We start from the raw sequence: 23,644 nt of genomic DNA, 5'->3' as shown, positions 1-23,644 counted from the left end.
AATGCGTCAGCTCAATAGGAGAAAATTAGCTAAAAATAGCAGGGCATTAATAAACTTTCATTTATCTCACCCCGATAAATTATTATATCCCGGAGTAAACCTCACTAAATTAGATTTAGCCAATTATTATAATACCGTAGCAAATTGGATATTGCCTTATATTTTAAAACGGCCATTAACATTGTTGCGGTGTCCCAACGGCCAAAAGAAAAATTGTTTTTATCAAAGACATTTAACGACAGCAACGCAGGATCTGTATGCGGTAACTTTGCCAGATAAAACCGATAAATCGGAGCCATATCTTTATATTAAGGATAAGTCTGGTTTAATGGCTTTAATACAATTAGGGGTTTTAGAAATTCATCCTTGGGCTAGTCAAATTGATAAAATAGAAAAACCCGATTTTATTACATTCGATCTTGATCCGGGATTGCAAGTCGAATGGAAAAGCGTTATTGAAACTGCTTTTTTAGTCAAAGATCATTTACAGAAGCTTAACTTGAAAAGTTTTGTTAAAACAACCGGTAGTAAAGGACTACATGTTGTAGTGCCTATTAAACGATTGTATAGTTGGGATAAAATAAAAGTATTTTCCCATACGTTTGTAAAGTATTTGTCTATACAGAATCCACAACTTATTGTTGCGAATATGAGCAAAACAAAGCGTAGAGGAAAGATTTTTGTGGATTATCTTCGAAATCAACGCGGTGCTAGCAGCATTGCGCCTTATTCAACTCGTATTAAGGAAAATGCCACCGTAGCTACTCCTTTGGCTTGGGAGGAATTAAATGCTCGAATTAAATCGGATAGCTTCACCGTAAAAAACTTGCCTCAGCGATTAGCTCAGCTTAAACATGACCCTTGGACAGATTTTTATCAATTAAAGCAAAAATTGAGCTTGCCCATGGTATAATCATGCCGCTATTTTAGTAAAATTTGTATTATTCTCATACCTCAAGATGTATGCTAACTTTACCGCCTTTGTCGCTCTATATTCATTTTCCCTGGTGTATTCGAAAATGTCCTTATTGTGATTTTAACTCACATACTTTGTTATCAGAGTTACCAGAAAAAAATTATATCAATGCATTGATTGCAGATTTAGAGCAAGATCTTGAAAAGTTGCCCGATCGACCCATCACCAGTATTTTTATGGGTGGAGGTACTCCTAGTTTATTTTCACCCGACACACTTAACTATTTGTTAGTAGCACTTGCTAAACGTTTAAAGTTTTCTGATGTTATCGAAATAACGTTAGAAGCAAATCCAGGAACGGTAGAATATCAGCGGTTCTATGCTTATCGTGAAGCAGGTATCAATCGACTTTCATTAGGTATTCAAAGTTTTTCAACTGAAAAACTAAAGCGCCTTGGTCGTATTCACGATGGAGATGAAGCGATTCAAGCCGTCATTGCAGCTAAAAAAGCAGGATTTACTAATATTAATCTCGATCTTATGCATGGTTTGCCGGAACAAAGTATCATGGAAGGCTTAAAAGATTTGCAGATTGCCTTTTCATTGGAACCCACACATATCTCTTGGTATCAATTGACGATTGAACCAAATACTGAGTTTTATCAAAGGCCGCCGCAATTACCATTAGAAGAAACGATGGGGGAGTTACAAGAACGAGGCGAAGAAATTTTTAGTCAAAAAGCTTATGAGCACTATGAAATTTCTGCTTTTAGTAAAGAGGGATACCATTGCAATCATAATCGTAATTATTGGCAATTTGGTGATTATATAGGCATCGGTGCAGGTGCGCACAGTAAACTAACCGATAATAAAAAAATGACTATTAAGCGTGCTTGGAAACAAAAAAATCCAAAAACTTACTTATCACAGAAGAATCATTTTTTAGCGGAAGAAAAATTTATTCTAGCCAAAGAATTGCCTTTTGAATTTATGTTAAACGCGTTAAGGCTTTTTCAAAAGATCCCAGCAGAATTATTTCAGCAACGAACAGGATTATCTTTTTCAAGTATTCAGCCTATTTTACACAAAGCGAAGCAACAAGGGTTGCTTACCTATGATACATTTGCAATGGAAACGACAGAATTTGGCAAACGCTTTTATAATAATTTACTCGCTATGTTTATGAGTGATTAACATAATAAAAAAAGATTAAAGTGTAATAAAAACGAGATCCCAGATAGCATGACCTAGTTGTTGTCCTCGTTTTTCAAATTTAGTCATCGGCCTTGTAGGGGGTCTGGGTGTAAACTGATTTTTCTCAGCAGTGTTTTGCCATTGTGGTGTATTTTCCATAATTTTTAACATATGTTGAGCGTAATTTTGCCAATCCGTGGCGAGATGTAATTTTCCATTTAATTTAAGCTTTTCATGTAATAATTCAATAAATTTTGCTTGTACCAATCGTCGTTTATGGTGCCGGGTTTTTGGCCAGGGATCAGGGAAAAAAATTTGTACTACATCTAAACTATAGTTAGGGATGGAGTGAGCTAAAATTTCTGTGGCATCTGCATAAATAACTTTAATATTTTTCAGCTTAAATTTTTCGATTTGTGTTAAGAGTAATGCGATTCCGGGCCGATGAACTTCTATCCCTAGATAATTATTTTCTGGGTGTTGTAGCGCTTGCTCCAATAAACTATTACCCATCCCAAAACCAATTTCTAATATAATGCATGCTTCGCGTTCGAATAAGCGTTTAAAATCTATGGGGGTTGGTAAGTTGTTTTGATCAGATAAGGCAGAAAAAACGAGCTGCTGGTGTTGACTTAGTTTTTTTTGACGATGTACAAAACTGCGTATCGGTCTAAATCGGTTCATTGGTAAAAGAGATTATGTATTCAACAATAGAGAGAGTTCTTTTACTAAACATTCAATACCCATCGCTATTTCTTTAATTGAGCGAGCTAACATATAGGCTGGCGTGGTAACTAATTTATGAGTTTTATCCACGACACAGTCTGTGGCGGCACATGGAATAGGTTGGGCACCTAGTTTTTCTAATATCTCTGCAATGGCCTTATCATTTCCTATGGTTATTTTGATACCGGCTGGATAAAGCTTCGGCGCTAAAACCGGTGCAATACAAATAAATCCGGCAGGTTTTTTTGCTTCTACCATGGCTTTAGCAAATTTAAAAACATTCGCTTGTAAGGAATAATTTTCTTTATTCAAACCAAAGTTACACAAGTTTAATGCGGCGCCGAAACCACCCGGAAAGATCATTGCGGTATAGTCATCGGCATTAGCTAAGGCAATGTCCTTAATTTTTCCACGTGCAATACGAGCGGATTCTTCCAGTATATTTCTTTTCACATGCTCTTGAGTTTTACCATCAATCATATTGACTACTCGGGTCTGAGATAGATTAGGAGCTAAACATTGATAGGCTAATTCAGCACGATCTAAAGCTAGCAAAGTCAGTACGGACTCATGAATTTCACTGCCATCTAAGGCCCCGCATCCCGACAAAACTACGGCGATATGTTGATTTTTCATTGCTTTTCCTCTCTAGAACCGTTATAAATTTTCCCTATTATATTCATTGTGCTTCAAGATGGGAATCGACATCTTGCAAGTACTTTTAGCTTTATTAACCCCTATCCACAATAGGCAGTAGTAAAAAATGTCGATCATTCAAGCTAAACTCAGTAAAGGAAGCTGGTATTTTGATTTAATCTTACTAGCAGTGGGTATTACTTTAGCATTCGGTTTATTTTTAGGAACTAGGCCACTGAGTGTGCCGGATGAAGGGAGGTATGCTGAAATTCCGCGAGAAATGTTGGTTCTGCATGATTTTGTCACACCGCATCTGAATGGAGTTAAATATTTTGAAAAGCCTCCCTTGTTTTACTGGTTACAAGCGGGCGCGATTAAAATCTTTAACCCACTGATTGTCCAAACAGAACAAGCATTGAATAAGCCTAAAAGAAGTCGCTATTTGCCGTCTATTAGTGAATGGACGGTTCGTTTACCTAACGCTATTGTGGCATTATTAGGTTGCTTATTCGTTTATGCATCGGGTCGAATTCTTTTTGAAAGACGAGCCGGATTATTAAGTGCCATTATCCTTGCTTCCAGTCTGCTCTATTTTGCATTAGCGCGGATGGTAACACTCGATATGACTTTATCGACCTGTTTATCAGGAAGTTTGTTAGCTTTTTTACTTGCCGCCAATCAGCCGCCAAGCTTAAGTCGTCGATGGTTATTTTATAGTGCTTATCTGTTTGCAGGCTTAGCTGTGCTCACAAAAGGACTAGTCGGCATAGTATTTCCAACTATGATTATTGGATTTTGGATATTATTGTTTAATCAGTGGCGTTTATTGAAGCAATGTTATCTTCCTAGTGGAATTTTATTATTTTTATTACTAGTTTTACCTTGGCATATTTTGGTTCAGGCAAGAAATCCTGAGTTTTTTCAATTCTATTTTATTGACCAGCAATTTTTGCGTTATTCCACTTTAATTGCACAGCGTTATCAACCCAATTGGTATTTTATTCCAATTTTTATCGCCGGGTTTTTACCTTGGATATGTTTTTTACCTCAAGCTATACTGAATCACTTTCCTCGAAATTGGCAACAATTTAAGGAAAAAAATAATTATATTTTTCTTTTACTCTGGATAGGTATCATTTTTACTTTCTTTTCCTTTTCACATTCTAAATTAATACCCTATATTTTACCTATTTTTCCTGCACTGGCATTATTAGTGGGTCATTATCTTTCTACTCACTGGCAACGAAGTTGGAATAATATATGGGGCTATATCGCTGTACCTTTAGTTTGGCTAGGTTTAGGAGGAATGGGTATTTTCTGTTTAATAAACGATGCTTCTATTAAGTTGTCACAAAGCACAAGACTTTTTTTGATAACAAGTTATAGTGTTTTTCTATTAGCCAGTATAGTAGCAAGCTTATTTGCTATTCGGAAAAAATCTAGTATGGCATTTACAAGCTTGGCAATAGGCAGTGTGGTTAGTTTTATGGTTGTTTCTGTTAGTATTCCTCAGTTTGATACTCGCTCTATAAAGCCTTTAGTCGCAGTGCTCAAGCCTTTATTAAAACCTAATGATAAAATAGTGGCCTACCATGATTATTATCAAGATTTGCCTTTTTATTTGAATCAACGAGTATTTACAGTCAATGTGGATGGGGAATTAGCTTTTGGGATGCAACACCAAGATACTAGCCAGTGGATGCTAAAAGATGCTAATTTCTGGCCTGCATGGAATAGTTCGCAGCGTATTTATATGATAACTAGCAAAGAAGTTTATCAACAGATTAATAAACAAAAAAAATATCGAATTTATTTGCTTGCAAAGACACCACAAAATGTTTTATTAAGCAATTATCCTATCGAAAAAAAGAAAATAAAAAATAGTATTAATGATAAAGAGGATTAGCAAAATGAATAAACCCTATATCAGTGTGGTTATACCTGTTTATAATGAGTCCGAAAACTTGGAACAACTGTATCAGCGGGTGATTGCGGCATTAGACAAGTCAGATAAACCCTACGAGATTATCCTTGTTAATGATGGAAGTCAGGATGATTCCTACGATCAATTGAATGAACTACAAAAAAGGCGCCCGGAACAAATCCGTATTATTCATTTTAATGGTAATTTTGGCCAACATATGGCCTTGATGGCAGGTTTTGAACGTGTAAGAGGAGAAATTATTATTACTTTAGATGCGGATCTACAAAATCCACCTGAGGAAATTTATCGGTTAGTTAATCTCATGGAAGAAGGGCATGATTATGTGGGAGGTATACGAAAAAATCGACAAGATACTTTTTTTCGGCGTTATGCCTCTATCATAAACAATTGGTTGCGCTATAAGATGACTAAGATTCGTTTGAGTGATCAAGGCTGTATGTTAAGAGCCTATCGACGTGCACTGATTGATTTAATGATAGCGAGTAAGGAAACTTCTTTATTCATTCCAGCACAAGCCTATAGGCTTTCGATATCTCCTGCTGAAATTGAAGTTGCGCACGATGCGCGTAAATCAGGTGAGTCCAAATATAATCTTTATCGTTTGTTACGTTTGAATTTTGATTGGATGACGAGTTTTACTTTATTGCCATTACAGATTTTTACCATGCTAGGATTATTTATTTCAATGTTAAGTAGCTTTTTTGTTGTCTATTTGTTTTTACGACGGATTATTATTGGGCCCGAAGTGGAAGGCGTGTTTACGTTGTTTGCAATAGTTTTTTTCTTAATGGGAATAATGTTAATGGGTTTAGGTATTATGGGTGAATATATTGGACGTATTTACCAAGAGGTGCGTCATCGACCCCGTTATGTTATTAGAAAAATTATTGATGATACGAATGAATAGGTTTGTTGAGCAGCATCGTGCAATTGAAGACTCTCTCTATTGCGTTTTTAAAAATATAACTAAGTTTAAGTAGTAAAATATGAGTTTAAAAATATTAATTCTGGGGATCAATGGCTTTATTGGTAGTAGCCTGCTAGAGCATTGTATAGAGAAAACAGATTGGCATCTGATCGGTTTGGATTTAACCGATAACAAAATCAGAGAGTTTCTTAAGCACCCGCGTCTTACCTTTAAAAAAGGCGACATGAAACATGAAGTCGAATGGATAGAACAACAGATTCAAAATTGTGATGTTGTCTTACCTTTGGTTGCTATTGCTACTCCGGCAAGCTATGTAAAAAATCCCTTAAGTATCTTTGAGCTTGATTTTGAAGCTAATTTAAAAATAGTTCGTTTGTGTGTTAAACATAAAAAACGTATTGTTTTTCCTTCTACTTCTGAAGTTTACGGAATGTGCACAGATGAAATATTTGATGAAGAGACCAGTAATTTTGTGCTAGGACCTATCAATAAACCTCGTTGGATATATTCCTGTAGTAAACAACTGCTAGATAGAGTGATTCATGCTTACGGTTTAAAAAACGAATTATGTTATACGCTTTTTAGACCATTCAATTGGTTAGGACCCAAGCTCGATGATCCGCACAATCCTAAACCAGGGAGCTCTCGAGTTGTCAGTCAATTTATCGGAAATATATTAAGGAGTGAAGCGATTCAACTGGTAAATGGAGGGCAACAAAGACGTAGCTTTATTGATATTGACGATGGTATAGCTTGTTTATTAAAAATCATTGCGAATGAAAATGGATGTGCTGATCAAGCTATTTTTAATATTGGTAATCCGAGGAACGATATTTCAATTTGCGAATTAGCCGAATTATTATTAGAGCTAATTAAAACCTACCCAAATTATGCTGGCTATGCAAAAAAAGTTCAATTACAAACAATAAATTCAGATAAGTATTATGGGGAGGGTTATCAAGATATAGCACGTCGTATACCATCGATTAAACGAGCTGAACAGCAACTTGATTGGCAGCCGTATATTGATATTAAAACTAGTTTAAAGAAGATTTTAGATTTTTATCTATTGCAGTAATTCGATTCAATAGGGCATTTAGAAATTGGTTGTCTAACTCTGTTTTTGTTCTTAAGCACCAAAGCCTGGCATCAACAAAACCTACACATTTTACGGCATCTTTTTCAGTCATTATTATAATGGCATCCTTACCGTAGTTAAAATCGCGAGGCTTAAATAAGTAATGGTCCGGGAAAGGGTGTTCAATGATCTGAAGGCCTAGTTTACGTAATGAGTTAAAGAATTGACTAGGATTACCAATTCCAGCTACGGCATGTATTTTTTTATTTTGAAAATGCGCTGCGGTATAGTTATTTTTAGGTTGAATAAGCGGATAAAAATAATCGGGAATTAAGGACAGTTTAAATTCATTAACTCGTGCGGTTCCTTTGCTGACGATGAAATCGACCGAATTCAAACGCGAAGCAGGTTCACGTAGTGGTCCTGCAGGCAAACAAAAATTATTTCCAAAACGTCTTTCACCATCGACGACAATAATTTCTATATTTCTACCTAAGCTTAAGTGTTGTAAGCCATCATCACTAATGACAATATTGCAATTTGAACGCTTTAGTAAATTTTTAGCGCCGCGGCTACGATTCGGATCGATAATGGTTGGACAGGCAGTGTGTTGTGCAATCAATAAAGGTTCATCACCTACTTCACGGGCATTACTATTTTGATGTACTAAACAAGGAAAATGCTGCGTGTTACCGCCATAGCCGCGACTGATAATCCCTGGTCGCCAGCCTTTTTCTTTTAAAAACCGAGCGAGTCGTATTACAACGGGTGTTTTACCTGTTCCTCCAATAGTAATATTTCCGACGACGATGACGGGGACCGAGAGATAATTTATTTTTAAAAAATGCATCTGATAAAGTTTACGGCGTAAATAAATAAAAATGCCGTAAACAAATGATAATGGCCATAGTAAATAAGCCAAAAAGTTTTTTTTCCGCCAAATTTTTAACATTATTTTTTGGGAATTAACGACGTAATACGACGCTTTTTCTTAAATAATTTATAATACCGAATCAGGGAAGTTAACAGATTAATTAAGAGAATAGCGGCTGTCGAGAGGTAAGCTATCCATAAGTAGAAGCGATAATCTTTCATTTTAACTTCCTGTTATTTTATCTAACCGTAGCATAACATAATCTGGAGCGGGTTGTTTATAATCATTACCAATTTTTAATTCGCGATGATTTGCAGCATGAGTGGCTTGAATAACGAATTGTTTGCCCACAAAACTCAAAATTTGTAATGCAGCTGTTTTATTCAACATAGCCATAACTTACGTAGGATTGTATCAATAGCAGTAGACCTCTTTAGAAGCGAGTCATTTTTTTTATGGCCTTGCAAAAAATTGGTGCCCCAGGCCGGATTCGAACCGGCGACCTGTCCCTTAGGAGGGGACTGCGCTATCCAACTGTGCCACCGGGGCAGAAATAAGTCGCATTATACGCCTTCATTTTCCAGGAAGTGAAAAACAAAAAATATTGATTAAAATCGAAGAAATGCTTCCACATAAATTATCAACTCTAAAAGAATGATCATGAGGGCTTGATGCGGGAGCAATTCAATTTTTTTGGGTTGTCAATTGATAAGAAGTGCAAAATTTGACTAATAATGACATAATGCTCCGCTAAATGAAATTTAAGGTTTAGTGTGTTATGCAGAGCGAGAAAAAACATTTTACTGCCCATCATTGGTATCCCTGGTTAGTGATTGCACTAGCAGCCGCTTTTTTATTTTATAAATATATATTGCAAGTTTCTCCTAGTATCATGACTGAAGAATTGATGCATATATTTCAAATACAAGGAACCGGATTAGGTAATTTGGCGGCTAGTTTTTTTTATTCATTTTTGTTAGCTCAACTTTTTGTAGGTGTTTTATTAGATCGTTATAGTCCACGTCTATTAACTACTCTCGCTATCCTTTTATGTGCCACAGGTATTTATATTTTTTCTAAGGCACATAGTTTAAATATAGCGACTTGGTCTAGGGTGTTAATCGGTGTCGGTGCAGCTTTTGCTACTGTTAGTTATATGAAAATGACCAGTTTATGGTTTAAGCCAAATCAATTTGCCTTTGTGGGTGGATTATTGGCTACGGCAGCTATGCTAGGTGCCATTGCAGGTGAGGTCCCTTTATCTTTTGCGGTTAACACCTTCGGTTGGCGACAAAGTTTATATTTGTGTGCCGTGAGTGGATTAATTTTAGCCGGTTTATATTATTTTATTGTTCGTGATAAACCGGCTGGAGTACTAGGTGAAACAGGAACAGTAGAAAAATTTTCATTTCATGATGTCTGGATGGTGTTGAATAATAAACAAAATTGGCTTATCACACTCTATAGTGGATTGGCTTTTTCACCCATTGATGCTTTTGCTGGTCTTTGGTGTATTCCTTTTTTAAAAGTAAGCTATCACGCTACGCACACGCAAGCGGCTGTATTGACCTCTTTAATTTTTTTAGGTTTGGCCTTTGGTAGCCCATTATTAGGCTTATGGTCGGATCGATTAAATAAACGTGTTCCAGTGATGTTGATTAATGCTTTTGTAGCCTTAGTAACCATTACACTGATTATTTATGTGAATTATTTGCCTCTTTGGTTATTGGGGACGTTGTTATTTATATTTGGTTTTAGTACAGGTGCATTTATGCTTGGTTTTGCGTTGGGTAGAGAATTAAATAAAATAACCGTTGCGGCGACGATAATCGCTTTAATAAATACAGGCGATATTATTTTTAGCGCGTTAACCCAACCATTGATAGGAAAATTATTAGATGCAAATTGGCATGGCAAGTTGCTAGCAGATGTGCATTATTTTTCAGCGATAGATTATCGTCATGCATTAAGCATTTTACCGGTCTATATTTTATTATCTTTAATCTTATTATTTTTTATTCGTGACTCGAATCCACAACAGTTAGAAGTTTAAACTATTTGCTTTCAGATTCTAAGGGCTAAGTTGATTGATAACCTTAGTTTTGTAGTCAGATTTCATGATGGGTAAGTTTTGAAAATCTTGTAAAACCTTCATGCAAGGGATAGTCTGGCTTTTTCTCTCAGCCATTTGCGCTTCTTGGCTAATACGTTGATAGACCAGAGCAGCTGCCGCTTGATCAGCGGGGCCACTAGATAACTTATTAATCGCTTCGGTAATTCTTGCAGAAAACTCTCCTAGATTCTGGCCACAAGCCTGTGCGACACCTGCGATTGATCCTGCTTGTTTAGCAAATTCAATGGCTTTGCTTTCTGAATTGTTAAGCTTGGAAGGGAAGGTATTGTTAGAAGGAGTACCGGCCAACACATTACTCATCCCCAATAATAGAATTAAACCCAATATTTTTTTGTGCGTTGTAAGCATATTATTAGTTCTAGTTAGTAGAATAGGGCAGTTCTAAAAATTTTATTACTGGACCTTCAAGGCTCTCTATTCTGATACTATGGGAAATCGCTTGAGTTTGCAAACAGACTAAGGCCTGGTAGCGATTACTCAGTTCTTTTGCACACATAATCAGAGTGCCTTTTTTGATCTTTTGATCACTATCAAATAGTGGGGTTCCTGGCAGGATGGAGCTATTGGTTTCAAAACTCACTCGATAAAGTCGACTTTTTGATTTTCCCAAATAATGAGTGCGAGCAATAATTTCCTGACCAATATAACAGCCTTTGTTAAAACTAACGCCACCTAGCTCAGGCAGGTTCAATTGATGGGGTGTAAATTGACTACTTGTTTCAGGATAAATAATGGGTATTCCAGCCATTATGTCTAATAAGTGCCAATGATTAACACTTTGCTGAAAAAATTTTCTATCGATAAAACGGAGAGAGTCAGTAATAGGATTTAGTAAAACGGTGCGGGGCACAGGTCCTGGAATAGATAAGCTTAACTTATGATCAGGTTCTGCCATTCCATTTTCTTTGCTTGAGTATAATTTCTGTTCATTGAGAAAGTTCTTTATAGAAGGACCATAAAGGCCGATTTTTTGCCAATCTTGACTGACGTCCGTTAATGTTACTTTTGAGAAGACAGCATATTTTTGTAAAGAAGCGAGTAATAGCGGCAACGTACTTTTTTGTAACAAAAAATAATAATCATTTTGGTAAAAAAATAACCGAAAAAGCGCAATTATTCGTCCTTTGCCATCACAGTGTGCCCCTAATTGGCTCTGTTTTGCATTAATTTCTTCGACATCGCACGTCAATTGACCTTGTAAGAAGGGTTTCGCGTCTTTACCGCTAACTTGAATGAGACCCAAATCGATCAGATCGATAGCAGATGTCGGATTCACCATTTCTTCAAGCATAAAACCAGCCTTATTCGTTAAATCGGCAAATATTCACTAGAATAAATTAACGATTATAAATTATTCCGCATATTTATATAAGCGACCTAAAAACAGCTGATTTAATAAAAAACTAATTATCAAACAAATCTATAAAAAACTATAAAAGCTTTAGGTCTCATTGGGGGTATTATGCTTTCTTCTTTGATCAAGTTTGCAATCGGGTTTTTGCTTTTTTTAGTTCTTCAAGATGCGATGTGTGTAACTATTAACAATACACTAGCGGTGATGGCTACCGTAGGTGGTGGAGCGAATTGTACATTTGATTCAACAACAAACCTGAAATTCCCTAATTATTATCCACTAACTTCTAATCCAGACTATGTTATCGGCACTATTACGGTAACCTGCTTACAAAATCTTGCTTATGATATAGGTATAGGTAAAGGGCAAGGTGTAGGTGCATCAGAAACCCATCGAGCATTAACTAAACAAGGAGGAAGTGAACAACTCAATTACAATCTTTTTCAAGATGCAAGCCATCAACATATGTGTGGAGCGATTGGCCAAAATACTTTGCATCAAATAGCAACTGGATCTGCCGAAGTGATTACTATTTATGGAGAAATTCCTAGCAATCAAGTGGTAAGTGCAGGTACCTATTTAGATCGAGTGACCCTTTTTGTAATATTTTAATATAAGTGACTATCAGATTATTTTATAGGCAATGATTAAATTAATTTAATCATTGCTTGATCAGTAGTATAGAACATTATACTCTATTCCTGTGCTGTAGGTCTTATTTAATAAGGAAGTTGATTATGTTTAGAGCACAAACCGTCTTTTTGGTATTGTTAATTTTATTTTTCAATCCAGTTGCATTTGCTGCGACAGTAACGGCAAATTTACCCGTTAACGCGACAGTGAATGCAACTTGTGTCTTTGGTAATATCACTTCAGTAAACTTCGGTAACTATTCAGGAGTTCAAAATGATGCAACGGGTAGCATTGAGGTGACTTGTAACAATGGTACTGCATATAACATTGGTTTAAATGCGGGAACAGGTAGTGGTGCAACCATTACTAACAGGGTTATGACGGGAACACCTTCAGGAACACTGACCTATCAACTTTATCAAAATGCAGGGCGCACAACAAATTGGGGAAATACTCCACCTACGGATACAGTCAATTTGACAGGTAGTGGAACAGCTCAATTATCTACTGTATACGGACGAATACCTGCCGGGACAGTTCCTCCGACAGGTAGTTATAATGACACTGTACTAATAACCGTTACTTACTGACATTATTCTATTTAAAAAGTATCCTGACGAAATATATAAATGGTACTTTAATTATGCTAATTGATTTTATAAATTTCATTAAAAGATTTTAGCGGTCTAAGTTATAAAAAGGATTGTAAAGGATCAGTGCAAAATGAAAATAAAGTACTATATTGCTAGGTTTAGTATTCTGGCTGCCTTATTTATACCAGTCGTTAGTGCTAACGTTTTAGAAGTCACCCCTGTCCAGCTTTCTTTATCTCCTAGTCAAAGGATAGGCGTGCTTAAAGTGGCTAATCGAAGTGGTGAACGTAGTATATTCCAATTAAGTTTACTTGATTGGCAACAAAGCCCCAAGGCTAAAGATATTTATAAGATTTCACATGACATCTTGCTTACACCGCCATTATTTGCCTTACCCGCACACAAAACCCAAATTATACGTTTTGCTTTAAAACACCCTACCTATAATACAGTGCAAAAAGCTTATCGAGTGCATTTAAAAGAAGTGCAACAACCAAGACAAAAAAAATTAGGCCAAACATTATATTTTTTAATGGATATTTCACTCCCTTTATTTGTGCAGCCACTGCACATGGTTGAGAATGCAGTTTGGTCAATCAAAGTTTTAGATGCACACCATATGAAATTAAATTTATATAATGATGGCAATATTTCTTTATTTGTAAATCAATGGCAATTATTGTCTAATCAACCAGGGTACTCAATGAAAAAACATTCAACTTTTACATATGTTTTCCCACGTTGTTCTTTTTCTTGGACAATAAAAAACAATTCTAATATTAATTATACGGATATTCTGTCAAATATTAATGGACATAGCAAAAAATCATCTTTGCATAGGCTTTAGATTTGTATTAATTGCATGTTTTATCATTTTTTCTTTAAACAGCATAGATAGCAACGCAAAGCTTGGAAAGAAAACTCCAATAAAACAAGTATCCAAAGAAAAAGCTAAAATTTCAATAATTCCCTTGTTGCTTGAAATAAAGCTAAATGGGACATTGTTGCCGGGTGTTACACAGTGCTATCAAGATGCATCTGGTCAGATCTGGGTTGAAGAAAGTGATTTACACCAATGGAAGATGCAATTTAACTCCCACTCTCCTTTTAACTATCATCGAGATCATCTCTATAAACTGGATTGGTATCCTGGTCTTCATTATCAATTAGATCAGTATGCGATGCAGCTAACTTTATTCGCACCACCAGAATTATTTGTTATTCAAACCTTTGATCCTCTCAGTAAACGTTTAGGTGCGCTACGCCCACAAGATCCTGGCGCCTATCTCAATTATGATGCGGTTGCCTTAAGAAATAATTCTCCTGGAATCAATCAAACGAATCTTTCCGCATTGATGGGCTTAGGTTTATTTAATCGCTTAGGCGTTGGGACTGCCGATGTGATCGCGTATAACAAATATGTGAATAGCATTACCTCACTAACCAATCAATCCAGTAAGTTAGTACGTTTGAATACCACCTGGACTTTAGATCAGCCAGAAAAAATTGCACGTTGGCGTTTTGGTGATGCCATTACGGGTTCGACTTATTGGAGTGGTGCATCGCGTTTTGCTGGTATTCAATATGCCACAAATTTTAATACACAGCCTAATTTAGTGACTTTCCCACTTCCTGGTTACCAGGGTGAAGCAGCTATTCCGAGTAAAGTCGATGTATTTGTCAATAGCGTTTTAAATCAACAACAAATAGTGAATAACGGACCTTATATTTTTAATAATATTCCGGTTATTTCTGGAGCGGGTACTGTGAATATAGTAACCCAAGATTTGCTGGGACGTAGCAAAGTCGCAAGTTTTTCTTACTATGCCAGCCCGCAATTGCTTAAGCCCAATTTAGTTGATTTTTCGTATGAAGCAGGGTTTGTACGCGATAATTATGGTGTGAATAGCAATGACTATGGGCGTTTTTTGGCTGTGGGAACCTATCAACGCGGAATTACTGATAATTTAACCTTAGGTGGTCATGCCGAACTATTATTTGATCAGCAAACCTTAGGTTTTTCTGCTAATTATTTATTAAATAATTATGGAGTAGCTACTTTAGCATTGGCAGGCGGGCATAATAATTCAGGCGGTGGTGGTTTATTAGGCTTAGGTTTTATTCGTCAAGGTCCGCAGCTTAGTTATGGTTTTAATACCAGCTTAACCACTTTAAATTATATACAACTAGGGACACAACCTAACACCTCACCGCCCAGTGTCGTGAATCAATTATTTTTAGGGTACAGTTTAGAAAATTATGGATCGCTTAGCACTAGCTTTACGATGGTTAATAGCCGCAATTTTAATACTGCGAATGGAATATCCAACACACCGACAGCACGATTATTGACAGCTACTTATACGCATAATTTATTTAAAAATATTTCTCTAAGTTTGGGTTTTGTGGGAGATTTACGAAGCTCACAAACAAATCAAGCATTTCTTACTCTCGTTTTTGCTCCTGACGTGAATCATTACATTAATAATTCAACCACTTGGCAAAATCATCAAATACAAGATCTATTGCAATTTACTAAACCAGTTCCATTAGGTAAGGGCTACGGTTATAACATTCTGGGTAGCAATAACAGTAATCGTTATGCAGGTGCTGATGTGACTGTACAAACTGAAATTGGTGCATATACTGCGCGCGTAGGGCAAGGCAGGGGACAAGCAAGTTATGAAGTAGATGCAAGCGGCAGTGCTATTTATTTTGCAGGCGATGGCTTTTTAGCACGTAAACTCACCCAAAGTTTTGCTTTGGTAAAAGTTCCCAATTTCCCTGGTGTGGATGTCTATTATGAAAATCAACTCATGGGTAAGACCGATAGAAATGGAAATTTATTAATCACTGAATTATTGCCTTATCAAGAAAATAGCGTGGAAATAGAACCGACAACATTGCCATTAGATGCAGAGATCGATGTTACGCGTGAAAAGGTCATACCTTATTTGCATAGTGGTGTTTTAGCAGAGTTCTCAGTTAAGCGTATGCAGGGTGTGGAGTTACACTTAAGGACCCCTAGTGGTAATTTTGTGCCTGTAGGGGCAGAGCTTATATTAAATAATGATAGCAATTGTGAAGCCTTTCCTGTCGGATATGATGGTGAAGTTTACATTCCTGAAGTTAAAGATCACTTTTTAGAAGGTTCAGTTAATTGGGAAAATCATGTGTATTATTTTTCAGTTCGCTTACCTAATACCAATGATCCGATTATCGAGTTAGGAGATGTGTCGTGTTACTAAAACAAATTGAACGATATTGGTTACATATGGTTATTTTATTTTTATGCAATTTTTATAGCTATTCTGCTTATGCTGTTTGTACAGGACTGGGATGTTCATGCTCAGTTGCAACCACAGCAGTGACATTTGGTACTTATGTTCCTACTTCTTTAAAAACCGCTAATGGTAATGTGGCAGTGACTTGTTCGGCATTAGTTCTTTTTACTGCTTCTTATGTAATAAGTATGGCTAAGGGAAATAGTACGACTTATACGCCGCGCTTTATGAATTTGTTAGGTGTTCATTTAAATTATAATTTGTACACAACGGCAGGATTTGCTTCCATCTGGGGAGATGGTACTGGTGGCACAGTGACAATTAGTGATTCTTATACAGCAATAGTAATAGGCCCTGTGACTAGAAATTATACCGTTTTTGGCCGAATACCTGCTTCTCAATTTGTCAATACTGGAACTTATACTGACGCGGTTTTGGTAACTGTTACTTATTAACCCCTGTATATCCTAAACGTACTGGATAATAAGCCGTTCATCTATTAGTCTTAATAAGAGGGAGTTGAACGATGTTCGAATAAAGTATAAGCGTAGAAAGAATATTTTTTGCTATTGTTCAAGCTAATTTCTAAAAAAGATATTTTAAGCTTCTTCCTGCAATTATAAGCCTAGTTAGTAAAAGGATTAATTTTCTGTCAATTCTGACCATTGGATGGATAGAAAGGGGGGTTAATCATGCGTTTGTTGTCCCATGCGTGCGTTGCTTTATTTTTTTTATTCTCAATAAGTCCAGCATTTTGTGATGATGCGACTTCAATGCTGGTTTCAGTAAGCGTAGTAAGTGGATGTACTATTCGTGCTACGCCATTAATATTTGGTTTATACAATCCCGATTCATCTATTCCTACTGATTCAACAGCGCGCCTCTACGTGCTGTGTACTTTAAATACACCTTATTATGTGACCTTAGATCAAGGAGCGGGGTATTCAGCAACAACAAGATTACGCAGTATGTCAGGGCCTGATCATTCAGAGATTAAATATCTCTTAACTCAAAATCTAACCCATACGATTAACTGGGGAAATGTTGTTGGTATTGATGCGCAATTTGGTGTGGGAAAGGGTTTGCAGCAAACCTTAGTCGTCTATGGACAAATACCACCTAAGCAGAATGTGGGTATTGGTTCTTATAGAGATGTAGTCAACGTCGGAATTATTTTTTAACAAAAAAGGCAAATTAACCAAACAATTGCTTATCGATCAAATCACATAAGCAATGGATGATCAATAGGTGTGTTTCCTGTATTCGTGCAGTCGATGTTCCTTGAACCCGAATTTCAATATCAGTGGAGCTCAATAATCCCGCTAAAGCACCTCCTTCTTTGCCGGTAAGCGCAGTAATTTTTAGATCTCTACTTTGTGCGGCTTCACAGGCTTTTAATATATTCTCCGAGTTACCACTGGTTGAAATAATTAATAAAATATCACCTGCTTGACCTAAGGCTCTAATCTGTTTGGCAAAAATTTCACTATAGCTATAGTCGTTAGCAATAGAGGTAATCGTTGAAGTATCGGTGGTCAAGGCAATTGCAGGCAAACTCGGACGTTCGGTTTCAAAGCGGTTAATCATTTCTGAGGCAAAATGTTGCGAATCAGCTGCAGAGCCGCCGTTACCACAAACCAGAATTTTATTATTATTCAGGAGACATTCAACAAATAGCTCACTGGCTGCCAAAATAATTTCAGGTAACGTTTCTGCTGCATCCGATTTTGTACGTATGCTCTCAGAAAAATGGGTTTTAATACGTGCTAATAGATTCATAGATTACCTAGAGAATGCGTTTTTTATCCATTCTACTTGAGCCGAGTCCAGTTTGGAAATATTGCCTAGCAATTTATTAGTTGGGGGTTTAACACCCACCACATCGAAACGACAAGTTATTTTCTCAGATAGCTGTTGGGACAATAAATAATATTCTGCTGTTTTAATAATTTTATTTTGTTTAATTAAATTGACTGATTCTAAGCTACTGCCAAAGTGGTGACGTTGTCGATAACGAACTTCTATGAAAACCAATGTAGATTGATCAGACATAATCAAATCGATTTCGCCCAAGCGGCACTGATAATTGCGTTCAATGAATTTAAGTTTTCGTTGTCGTAAATAATCACAAACTAGAGCTTCGATTTGATTGCCTAATTTTTTTGTAGGGAGGGTCCTAGTCATTAATTGACAGGAACTAAACTTCCATGTCGAAATTGTGCACAAGGTAATTGGCGTACGACGCGATGTTGCTTATTTAATGAAAGTATTCCTGTTGTACCTTGCAATGTTTGTTGTGGCGATTGGTTTAGACGTCCCAGTTCTTGAATAATATGAAACGCATCAATACCTAAAGCATAATACTTACAGTTTCGACTGAAATGCATAGGCGAAACTGACTTCAATTGCTGATAAAGATTAGGTTCAATGTTGCAGTTAGGTAGCGACCACGGAGCTGCGCAGAAGATAACTTGATTCAAATCATTGTCAAAACGCTGGGATCCAGGTATGCCACTATAAATTGATGCGGTAGCGTAAACCGGTGTGCCACCGGCATAAAAGAATTTTAGTAAAGGTTTCACTTGGCGACCTATTTGCGGGCTACTGGCTAAGAAAATCACATCAAAATCGGTGCGCCTATCATGGGGAGGTTTAAAATGGAGAAAATGACGCATTTGCTTGGTTATACCAGAAGGATTTTTCGACAATACAAGTTGACCGACAACAGTTCCCCCTAAGGTTTGCCATTGTTGTGCGAAGGCTTCGCCAATCTGCGATCCCCAATTGCCATTGGCAGTTATGATGAGTGCAGAACGTTTACCATTTTTCCAAGCATGATTTGTGGCTTGTTGTGCTTCGTCGATAGGGGATAAACCAAATTGGTATAACTCAGGGGGTGTACTAATATCAGAATTTAAATAGTTCAGTGCTAAAATAGGAATGCTGGTTTGTAAACTGGCAATACTTTGCACCTGAGGTTTGAGTAATGGACCGACAATTATTTTCGCGTTTCTTGCTATGGCTTGGGTATAAGCGGCTTGTATCGAAGATCCAACACGGGTGTCTATGAGGATAATACGCGGTGATGATCCATTTTCCTCAGCAGCGGCCAAAAAACCTTGTTTTACCGATTGACCAATATTAGCTAAGGGACCTTGTAATGGTAGAAGTAAGGCAATAGGCTGTAGATTATTGCTAGAAACTGCTGATGTGGAGATAGCAGAATTTTGGTTCGATAGTAAAGGATTAGGTACACGCATATAATTGCTAGCACAAGCAGTAAGGTCGCCTAAACTTATCAATAATAAGCTTGCGGTTAAACCTAATCGATTCATCAATGAAAAAGACACTCTCTTTCCTAGTCAAATTTTAAACACAGTGTTAATAATAGTTTATTCTAATACTTTTACGCAATGCTTCAGAAAATTTTTCTTACCTAGGTACCTCGTGTATGAGTAAACCTGCTCCGCCTGATAAAGAGGATCTTGAGTTTTTTAAGAAAGCGATGTCAGGTGTAAAACGGTCACAGTCATTTCATACAAAAGCTAAATCAAAAAAAGTTATTTCTGTGGTTGATAAATCAAAGTTAATTAATCAAAAAGATGAGAAGCATCAAATCGCTGTACTTCTTTTTGACCCGACTGAGTTAACAGTAGGATCAGAAGATCGATTATTTTTTAGTCGGCCAGGTTTACAAAATAAACGTATTAAACAATTAACACGAGGGAATATCCGTCAGTCTGATTATCTTGATTTACATCAAATGACTGTAGAGCAGGCGCGAAGGACTGTGCTCAATTTTTTGTTACAGAGTCGTGAACAGAGTTATATCTGTGTGCGCATCATTCATGGGAAAGGAAAGCTAAATCAATCGGGAGCTAAACTGAAAAATCATGTCTATTGTTGGTTAATGCAAATTCCGTGGGTGTTAGCTTTTTCCTCTGCTCAAGCACGAGATGGTGGCGCAGGAGCACTTTATGTCTTATTACGCCGAAATCATTGAAATCAATAGGTATTCTCACAGCAATTGGATTTTTGTCAAGGCGCCGCGAAATGAAGTAACCACAGTGTATTTAAGATACATGAGGATTGCGAATTGAGCGGCAACACAGACAAAGATTCAAGTGCGAAGAGTATATTTATTTTGCGGTTAGTTTGGCATAACTTGCGACTAACCATTTTGTACCGGCATTGTTAAATTTAACCTGTAGACGCATGTGCTCACCGCGTCCTTCGGCATCGATCAGGGTCCCTTCACCGAAGGTATTGTGCGTGACGGTTTGTCCAATGCGTAATCCGGTATCACCTATCATCGAATCACGATTAGAATTTTTTGCAGATTTTAATGCGGATGTAGGTCTAATAACAGAGGTACGCAAACGGATTTCTGCTAATAATTCTTTGGGTATTTCTGAAATAAACCGAGACGGTCGATGATGACTTTCGTTGCCATGTAAACGTCTAACTTCGGCATAGCTAAGGAATAATTTACGCATCGCACGTGTCATGCCGACATAACACAAGCGACGTTCTTCTTCTAGACGACCCGGCTCTTCATGAGACATATGATGAGGGAACAATCCTTCTTCCATTCCGCATAAAAATACCCAGGGAAATTCTAACCCCTTAGCAGAATGCAAGGTCATTAACTGCACGCATTCTTGTGTAGTGTCTCCTTGATGCTCACCCGCTTCTAATGCAACATGTGCAAGAAAGGCAGATAAAATAGAAATACTACTATCTTCAGGAACAAATTGTCTGGTCGCATTGATTAGCTCTTCAAGATTTTCAATGCGTGCTTGACCACGTTCGCCTTTTTCTTTTTTGTAATGACTCAACAAACCACTACTATAAAGCACTTGTTCGGTTTGTTCTGCCAGCGTTAACGCCTGAGTCTCGTTATTTATTTTGTTGATCAATTGGATAAAAAGAGTTAATGCATTGGCTGCACGCGAAGACAAGCTTTGATTAGCTAATAAGTATTCAGCTGCTTGCCATAAAGAAATACCTTGAGAGCGCGCTTCCAACCGTAGCATTTGTAAAGTTTGATCACCAATACCACGTGTCGGAGTATTGACGATGCGTTCGAAAGCGGGATCATCATTGCGATTAGCAATTAAACGTAAATAGGCTAAGGCGTCTTTGATTTCAGCACGTTCAAAAAAGCGTAATCCACCATAGATACGATAAGGAATTTGTGCTGATATTAACGCCTCTTCTAATACACGTGATTGAGCATTGGATCGATATAGAACAGCCACTTCATTAGGTCGTAGTTCTTTTTTTAAGCCTTGCTTAATTTGGTTTATAATAAATCGTGCTTCATCTAAGTCATTAAACGCACCGTAAAGTGAGATCAGATCACCTTGTCCACCATTACTCCAAAGTTTTTTACCTAAACGGCCGTCATTATGGGTTATTAAGGCATTCGAAGCGGCTAAAATAACGCCTGTTGAACGATAATTTTGTTCGAGTCGTATCACCTGATTATCTGGAAAATCACGAATAAAATCTTGAATATTTTTTACGCGCGCACCACGCCATCCATAAATCGACTGGTCATCATCACCGACTATCATTAAATAATTTTTCCCACTACTTAATAATTTTAACCAAGCGTATTGTATGGTGTTAGTGTCTTGAAACTCATCAACTAAAATATGTCGAAAACGTTCTTGATAATGGTGCAAAATATCTGGATTTTTAATAAAAAGCTCATAGCTACGTAAAATAAGCTCTGCAAAATCGATAACCCCATTCCGAGTGCAAATTTCTTCATAGGATTGGTAGATACGAACTAAGGTTTTGGTATAAGGATCATTTGCGTTAGGTACTTGATTAGGTCTTATTCCATCATCTTTTTGTTGATTAATAAACCATTGCACTTTTTTCGGCGCCCATTGTGTTTCATCAAGATTCAGGCTAACCAAAATTCGTTTAATGACGCGATATTGATCATCACTATCTAATATTTGAAAGGCTTGTGGTAATCCAGCGGCTTCCCAATGCTGACGTAATAAGCGATGAGCAAGCCCATGAAACGTACCTACCCACATCAGTCGCATCGGGATATCGAGTAAATTTTCTAAGCGTTGACGCATTTCTCCCGCCGCTTTATTAGTAAAAGTGACAGCAAGAATATTATGCGGAGAAATATTTTCCACATTGATCAGCCAGGCAATACGATGGACTAGCACGCGAGTTTTTCCGCTACCGGCTCCGGCTAATACCAACAAATGGGACTGTGGGGCAGCAACGACTTGTTGTTGTGCCTCATTTAACGATTTTAATAGGTGATGATTAGGATTGGACAACATAGCTGGCGATTGTAACGAAATTTCTATCTTCTTGCATGATTATTTTGAAAGCGACAAAAATTTATTACAAACTTTAGTTTTTTAATCGATCAACTCCGTAGCATATTTATTAGTTGTTAAAGGTTTCGAGATGATGTGTTTTTGATATAGGAATACCATAAATTTTGCATAGGCTTTTTTATTGAAATTAGCTGGATGCCGTGCAATATAAGGTAAAGTAGTTTGCCAAATTTGGTGATTTAACGCATTGTTTAAGGCAGGATGGTTTTTTGCAAATATTTGCCAGCTTTTTTCTGGGTTATTGAGCAAGTATAGAGTTGCTTTGTCGAGTGCTGCCAAAAATTTAGTCAGACGTGGGTCAGTTAATTTATTTTTATTGGCAATGAGAATTAATTCATCATAGGTTGGAATGGCAGCTAACTCGACTGGAAAGATTTTTACCGGCTGGTGAGCAAATTGCATTTGTAAAGGTTCTACGTTGCGCATCACATTAATAACGGCGTCGATGCGATTGCTTAATAGAGCTTGCGTTAAATCATATTGCACATTAATGGTTTGTACATCGCTCATTGTTAAGTGCGCCTTTTCTAATAAGGCACTTAACATCAGCGTTCCTTCAACATGTGATGTATAAGCGATACGTTTGCCTTTTAAATCGGCAAGCTGATGAATAGGCCCATTTTTTTTTACTATCAAACAGTTTAAAGGTTGCTTTATTAAACTGGCTACGCGCATTAAAGGTAATCCTTTTGAAGCTTGTACAACTAATTGCGGTTGATAACTAACGGCCAAATCAGCATGACCTGCTGCCACCAATTTAGGGCCATCATCAGGATTACTCGGTGCAATAATATTTACTTGTATTCCTTCTCGGCTAAAAAATCCTTGTTCTTTTGCCACAAAAATAGCCGCATGATCGGGATTAACCAACCAATCTAGAATTAACGTTAATGGTTTAGCCACGACAGTGCGAGTGAATAACAAAAAGCTCATTAGAATAATAAATTTTTTTTGTATTGGCATAAATAAAAAG

25 protein-coding genes and 1 tRNA gene are annotated in these 23,644 nt (G+C 37.0%); 13 read left to right on the top strand and 13 right to left on the bottom strand.

Annotated features, from left to right (window positions below):
* The first annotated feature begins 1 nt into the window (after position 1).
* Positions 2-913, top strand: coding sequence for a non-homologous end-joining DNA ligase (gene ligD, locus A1D18_RS06715; RefSeq protein ID WP_084028748.1), 912 nt, complete (start codon positions 2-4; stop codon positions 911-913).
* A 50-nt stretch (positions 914-963) separates the two neighbouring features.
* Positions 964-2,109: a radical SAM family heme chaperone HemW gene (hemW, locus tag A1D18_RS05020; RefSeq protein ID WP_071662712.1), complete on the top strand. Its 1,146-nt coding sequence runs from the start codon at positions 964-966 to the stop codon at positions 2,107-2,109.
* A 15-nt stretch (positions 2,110-2,124) separates the two neighbouring features.
* Here hemW and trmB read toward each other — a convergent pair whose 3' ends face one another.
* Together trmB and elbB are read right to left on the bottom strand one after the other, a co-directional pair.
* Positions 2,125-2,793: a tRNA (guanosine(46)-N7)-methyltransferase TrmB gene (gene trmB / locus A1D18_RS05015; RefSeq protein ID WP_071662711.1), complete on the bottom strand. Its 669-nt coding sequence runs from the start codon at positions 2,791-2,793 to the stop codon at positions 2,125-2,127.
* 12 nt (positions 2,794-2,805) lie between these two features.
* On the bottom strand, positions 2,806-3,471 hold the full coding sequence (gene elbB / locus A1D18_RS05010) for an isoprenoid biosynthesis glyoxalase ElbB (protein ID WP_071662710.1): 666 nt from the start codon (positions 3,469-3,471) through the stop codon (positions 2,806-2,808).
* Positions 3,472-3,598: 127 nt separating this feature from the next.
* Here elbB and A1D18_RS05005 point away from each other — a divergent pair, with 127 nt between their 5' ends.
* From A1D18_RS05005 to A1D18_RS04995, 3 genes are all read left to right on the top strand, one after another.
* Positions 3,599-5,377, top strand: a complete 1,779-nt coding sequence (locus A1D18_RS05005; RefSeq protein ID WP_071662709.1) for a glycosyltransferase family 39 protein — start codon at positions 3,599-3,601, stop codon at positions 5,375-5,377.
* Positions 5,378-5,381: 4 nt separating this feature from the next.
* A complete protein-coding gene (locus tag A1D18_RS05000) occupies positions 5,382-6,323 on the top strand; it encodes a glycosyltransferase (protein WP_071662708.1) in 942 nt (313 codons plus the stop codon).
* Between the two features lie 79 nt (positions 6,324-6,402).
* On the top strand, positions 6,403-7,422 hold the full coding sequence (locus A1D18_RS04995; protein ID WP_071662707.1) for a bifunctional UDP-4-keto-pentose/UDP-xylose synthase: 1,020 nt from the start codon (positions 6,403-6,405) through the stop codon (positions 7,420-7,422).
* Here A1D18_RS04995 and lpxK read toward each other — a convergent pair.
* From lpxK to A1D18_RS04980, 4 genes are all read right to left on the bottom strand, one after another.
* Positions 7,382-8,344, bottom strand: a complete 963-nt coding sequence (gene lpxK / locus A1D18_RS04990) for a tetraacyldisaccharide 4'-kinase (RefSeq protein WP_245756784.1) — start codon at positions 8,342-8,344, stop codon at positions 7,382-7,384. The two genes, A1D18_RS04995 and lpxK, sit on opposite strands and share 41 nt — an antisense overlap.
* Before the next feature lie 29 nt (positions 8,345-8,373).
* On the bottom strand, positions 8,374-8,517 hold the full coding sequence (ccmD, locus tag A1D18_RS06970; RefSeq protein WP_071662705.1) for a heme exporter protein CcmD: 144 nt from the start codon (positions 8,515-8,517) through the stop codon (positions 8,374-8,376).
* A gap of 1 nt (position 8,518) precedes the next feature.
* A complete protein-coding gene (locus A1D18_RS06875; RefSeq protein WP_171910819.1) occupies positions 8,519-8,686 on the bottom strand; it encodes a hypothetical protein in 168 nt (55 codons plus the stop codon).
* A gap of 82 nt (positions 8,687-8,768) precedes the next feature.
* Positions 8,769-8,845: transfer RNA gene (locus A1D18_RS04980), tRNA-Arg, on the bottom strand.
* Positions 8,846-9,074: 229 nt separating this feature from the next.
* Between A1D18_RS04980 and A1D18_RS04975 the strand changes: the two genes are divergently transcribed.
* Positions 9,075-10,349 (top strand): MFS transporter, encoded by a 1,275-nt coding sequence (locus A1D18_RS04975; protein WP_071662704.1) that lies wholly within the window; start codon positions 9,075-9,077, stop codon positions 10,347-10,349.
* A gap of 18 nt (positions 10,350-10,367) precedes the next feature.
* Here the strand turns inward: A1D18_RS04975 and A1D18_RS04970 are convergent, their stop codons facing one another.
* Both A1D18_RS04970 and ygfZ read right to left on the bottom strand, forming a co-directional pair.
* A complete protein-coding gene (locus A1D18_RS04970) occupies positions 10,368-10,778 on the bottom strand; it encodes a hypothetical protein (protein ID WP_071662703.1) in 411 nt (136 codons plus the stop codon).
* Between the two features lie 10 nt (positions 10,779-10,788).
* Positions 10,789-11,721: a CAF17-like 4Fe-4S cluster assembly/insertion protein YgfZ gene (ygfZ, locus tag A1D18_RS04965; protein ID WP_071662702.1), complete on the bottom strand. Its 933-nt coding sequence runs from the start codon at positions 11,719-11,721 to the stop codon at positions 10,789-10,791.
* A 171-nt stretch (positions 11,722-11,892) separates the two neighbouring features.
* On the opposite strand from ygfZ, the gene A1D18_RS04960 reads away from it, so the two are divergent.
* The 6 genes from A1D18_RS04960 (at position 11,893) to A1D18_RS04935 (ending at position 17,475) form a co-directional block, all read left to right on the top strand.
* Positions 11,893-12,396, top strand: a complete 504-nt coding sequence (locus A1D18_RS04960; RefSeq protein ID WP_071662701.1) for a Csu type fimbrial protein — start codon at positions 11,893-11,895, stop codon at positions 12,394-12,396.
* 125 nt (positions 12,397-12,521) lie between these two features.
* Positions 12,522-13,007, top strand: a complete 486-nt coding sequence (locus tag A1D18_RS04955) for a Csu type fimbrial protein (protein WP_071662700.1) — start codon at positions 12,522-12,524, stop codon at positions 13,005-13,007.
* Positions 13,008-13,140: 133 nt separating this feature from the next.
* Positions 13,141-13,857, top strand: coding sequence for a fimbrial biogenesis chaperone (locus A1D18_RS04950; RefSeq protein WP_071662699.1), 717 nt, complete (start codon positions 13,141-13,143; stop codon positions 13,855-13,857).
* A complete protein-coding gene (locus tag A1D18_RS04945) occupies positions 13,820-16,258 on the top strand; it encodes a fimbria/pilus outer membrane usher protein (RefSeq protein WP_071662698.1) in 2,439 nt (812 codons plus the stop codon). The genes A1D18_RS04950 and A1D18_RS04945 overlap by 38 nt, the downstream gene beginning before the upstream one ends.
* A complete protein-coding gene (locus A1D18_RS04940) occupies positions 16,249-16,749 on the top strand; it encodes a Csu type fimbrial protein (protein WP_071662697.1) in 501 nt (166 codons plus the stop codon). The genes A1D18_RS04945 and A1D18_RS04940 overlap by 10 nt, the downstream gene beginning before the upstream one ends.
* A 237-nt stretch (positions 16,750-16,986) precedes the next feature.
* Positions 16,987-17,475: a Csu type fimbrial protein gene (locus tag A1D18_RS04935; RefSeq protein ID WP_071662696.1), complete on the top strand. Its 489-nt coding sequence runs from the start codon at positions 16,987-16,989 to the stop codon at positions 17,473-17,475.
* A 13-nt stretch (positions 17,476-17,488) separates the two neighbouring features.
* Here the strand turns inward: A1D18_RS04935 and A1D18_RS04930 are convergent, their stop codons facing one another.
* From A1D18_RS04930 to A1D18_RS04920, 3 genes are read right to left on the bottom strand one after another with little or no spacing between them, the layout of a single operon-like run.
* Positions 17,489-18,073, bottom strand: a complete 585-nt coding sequence (locus A1D18_RS04930; RefSeq protein ID WP_071662695.1) for a phosphoheptose isomerase — start codon at positions 18,071-18,073, stop codon at positions 17,489-17,491.
* Between the two features lie 3 nt (positions 18,074-18,076).
* Complete coding sequence (locus A1D18_RS04925) at positions 18,077-18,478, bottom strand: YraN family protein (RefSeq protein WP_071662694.1); 402 nt, start codon at positions 18,476-18,478, stop codon at positions 18,077-18,079.
* Positions 18,478-19,644: a penicillin-binding protein activator gene (locus A1D18_RS04920; protein WP_143750434.1), complete on the bottom strand. Its 1,167-nt coding sequence runs from the start codon at positions 19,642-19,644 to the stop codon at positions 18,478-18,480. Before A1D18_RS04920 ends, A1D18_RS04925 begins: the two co-directional genes overlap by 1 nt.
* A gap of 101 nt (positions 19,645-19,745) precedes the next feature.
* Here A1D18_RS04920 and A1D18_RS04915 point away from each other — a divergent pair, with 101 nt between their 5' ends.
* Positions 19,746-20,297, top strand: coding sequence for a Smr/MutS family protein (locus A1D18_RS04915; protein ID WP_071662692.1), 552 nt, complete (start codon positions 19,746-19,748; stop codon positions 20,295-20,297).
* Between the two features lie 136 nt (positions 20,298-20,433).
* Here A1D18_RS04915 and uvrD read toward each other — a convergent pair whose 3' ends face one another.
* Positions 20,434-22,611, bottom strand: coding sequence for a DNA helicase II (gene uvrD, locus A1D18_RS04910; protein ID WP_071662691.1), 2,178 nt, complete (start codon positions 22,609-22,611; stop codon positions 20,434-20,436).
* An 81-nt stretch (positions 22,612-22,692) separates the two neighbouring features.
* Positions 22,693-23,634 carry an ABC transporter substrate-binding protein gene (locus A1D18_RS04905; RefSeq protein WP_071663016.1) on the bottom strand — a complete coding sequence of 314 codons (942 nt, stop codon included), beginning with the start codon at positions 23,632-23,634 and terminating at the stop codon, positions 22,693-22,695.
* Between the last annotated feature and the right edge of the window lie 10 nt (positions 23,635-23,644).

Source organism: Candidatus Rickettsiella isopodorum (genome assembly GCF_001881495.1).
Taxonomy (GTDB): domain Bacteria; phylum Pseudomonadota; class Gammaproteobacteria; order Diplorickettsiales; family Diplorickettsiaceae; genus Aquirickettsiella; species Aquirickettsiella isopodorum.
Note: the sequence above shows the minus strand (reverse complement) of the source record. Positions and strands in the feature narration are given on the sequence as shown.

What these genes read in the sequence shown, in the direction of transcription:
- ligD (WP_084028748.1), top strand. Translation starts at nt 2, where the DNA reads ATGCGTCAGCTCAATAGGAGAAAATTAGCTAAAAATAGCAGGGCATTA.
- hemW (WP_071662712.1), top strand. Translation starts at nt 964, where the DNA reads ATGCTAACTTTACCGCCTTTGTCGCTCTATATTCATTTTCCCTGGTGT.
- trmB (WP_071662711.1), bottom strand. Translation starts at nt 2,793, where the DNA reads ATGAACCGATTTAGACCGATACGCAGTTTTGTACATCGTCAAAAAAAA.
- elbB (WP_071662710.1), bottom strand. Translation starts at nt 3,471, where the DNA reads ATGAAAAATCAACATATCGCCGTAGTTTTGTCGGGATGCGGGGCCTTA.
- A1D18_RS05005 (WP_071662709.1), top strand. Translation starts at nt 3,599, where the DNA reads ATGTCGATCATTCAAGCTAAACTCAGTAAAGGAAGCTGGTATTTTGAT.
- A1D18_RS05000 (WP_071662708.1), top strand. Translation starts at nt 5,382, where the DNA reads ATGAATAAACCCTATATCAGTGTGGTTATACCTGTTTATAATGAGTCC.
- A1D18_RS04995 (WP_071662707.1), top strand. Translation starts at nt 6,403, where the DNA reads ATGAGTTTAAAAATATTAATTCTGGGGATCAATGGCTTTATTGGTAGT.
- ccmD (WP_071662705.1), bottom strand. Translation starts at nt 8,517, where the DNA reads ATGAAAGATTATCGCTTCTACTTATGGATAGCTTACCTCTCGACAGCC.
- A1D18_RS06875 (WP_171910819.1), bottom strand. Translation starts at nt 8,686, where the DNA reads ATGTTGAATAAAACAGCTGCATTACAAATTTTGAGTTTTGTGGGCAAA.
- A1D18_RS04975 (WP_071662704.1), top strand. Translation starts at nt 9,075, where the DNA reads ATGCAGAGCGAGAAAAAACATTTTACTGCCCATCATTGGTATCCCTGG.
- A1D18_RS04970 (WP_071662703.1), bottom strand. Translation starts at nt 10,778, where the DNA reads ATGCTTACAACGCACAAAAAAATATTGGGTTTAATTCTATTATTGGGG.
- ygfZ (WP_071662702.1), bottom strand. Translation starts at nt 11,721, where the DNA reads ATGCTTGAAGAAATGGTGAATCCGACATCTGCTATCGATCTGATCGAT.
- A1D18_RS04960 (WP_071662701.1), top strand. Translation starts at nt 11,893, where the DNA reads ATGCTTTCTTCTTTGATCAAGTTTGCAATCGGGTTTTTGCTTTTTTTA.
- A1D18_RS04955 (WP_071662700.1), top strand. Translation starts at nt 12,522, where the DNA reads ATGTTTAGAGCACAAACCGTCTTTTTGGTATTGTTAATTTTATTTTTC.
- A1D18_RS04950 (WP_071662699.1), top strand. Translation starts at nt 13,141, where the DNA reads ATGAAAATAAAGTACTATATTGCTAGGTTTAGTATTCTGGCTGCCTTA.
- A1D18_RS04945 (WP_071662698.1), top strand. Translation starts at nt 13,820, where the DNA reads ATGGACATAGCAAAAAATCATCTTTGCATAGGCTTTAGATTTGTATTA.
- A1D18_RS04935 (WP_071662696.1), top strand. Translation starts at nt 16,987, where the DNA reads ATGCGTTTGTTGTCCCATGCGTGCGTTGCTTTATTTTTTTTATTCTCA.
- A1D18_RS04930 (WP_071662695.1), bottom strand. Translation starts at nt 18,073, where the DNA reads ATGAATCTATTAGCACGTATTAAAACCCATTTTTCTGAGAGCATACGT.
- A1D18_RS04925 (WP_071662694.1), bottom strand. Translation starts at nt 18,478, where the DNA reads ATGACTAGGACCCTCCCTACAAAAAAATTAGGCAATCAAATCGAAGCT.
- A1D18_RS04915 (WP_071662692.1), top strand. Translation starts at nt 19,746, where the DNA reads ATGAGTAAACCTGCTCCGCCTGATAAAGAGGATCTTGAGTTTTTTAAG.
- uvrD (WP_071662691.1), bottom strand. Translation starts at nt 22,611, where the DNA reads ATGTTGTCCAATCCTAATCATCACCTATTAAAATCGTTAAATGAGGCA.
- A1D18_RS04905 (WP_071663016.1), bottom strand. Translation starts at nt 23,634, where the DNA reads ATGCCAATACAAAAAAAATTTATTATTCTAATGAGCTTTTTGTTATTC.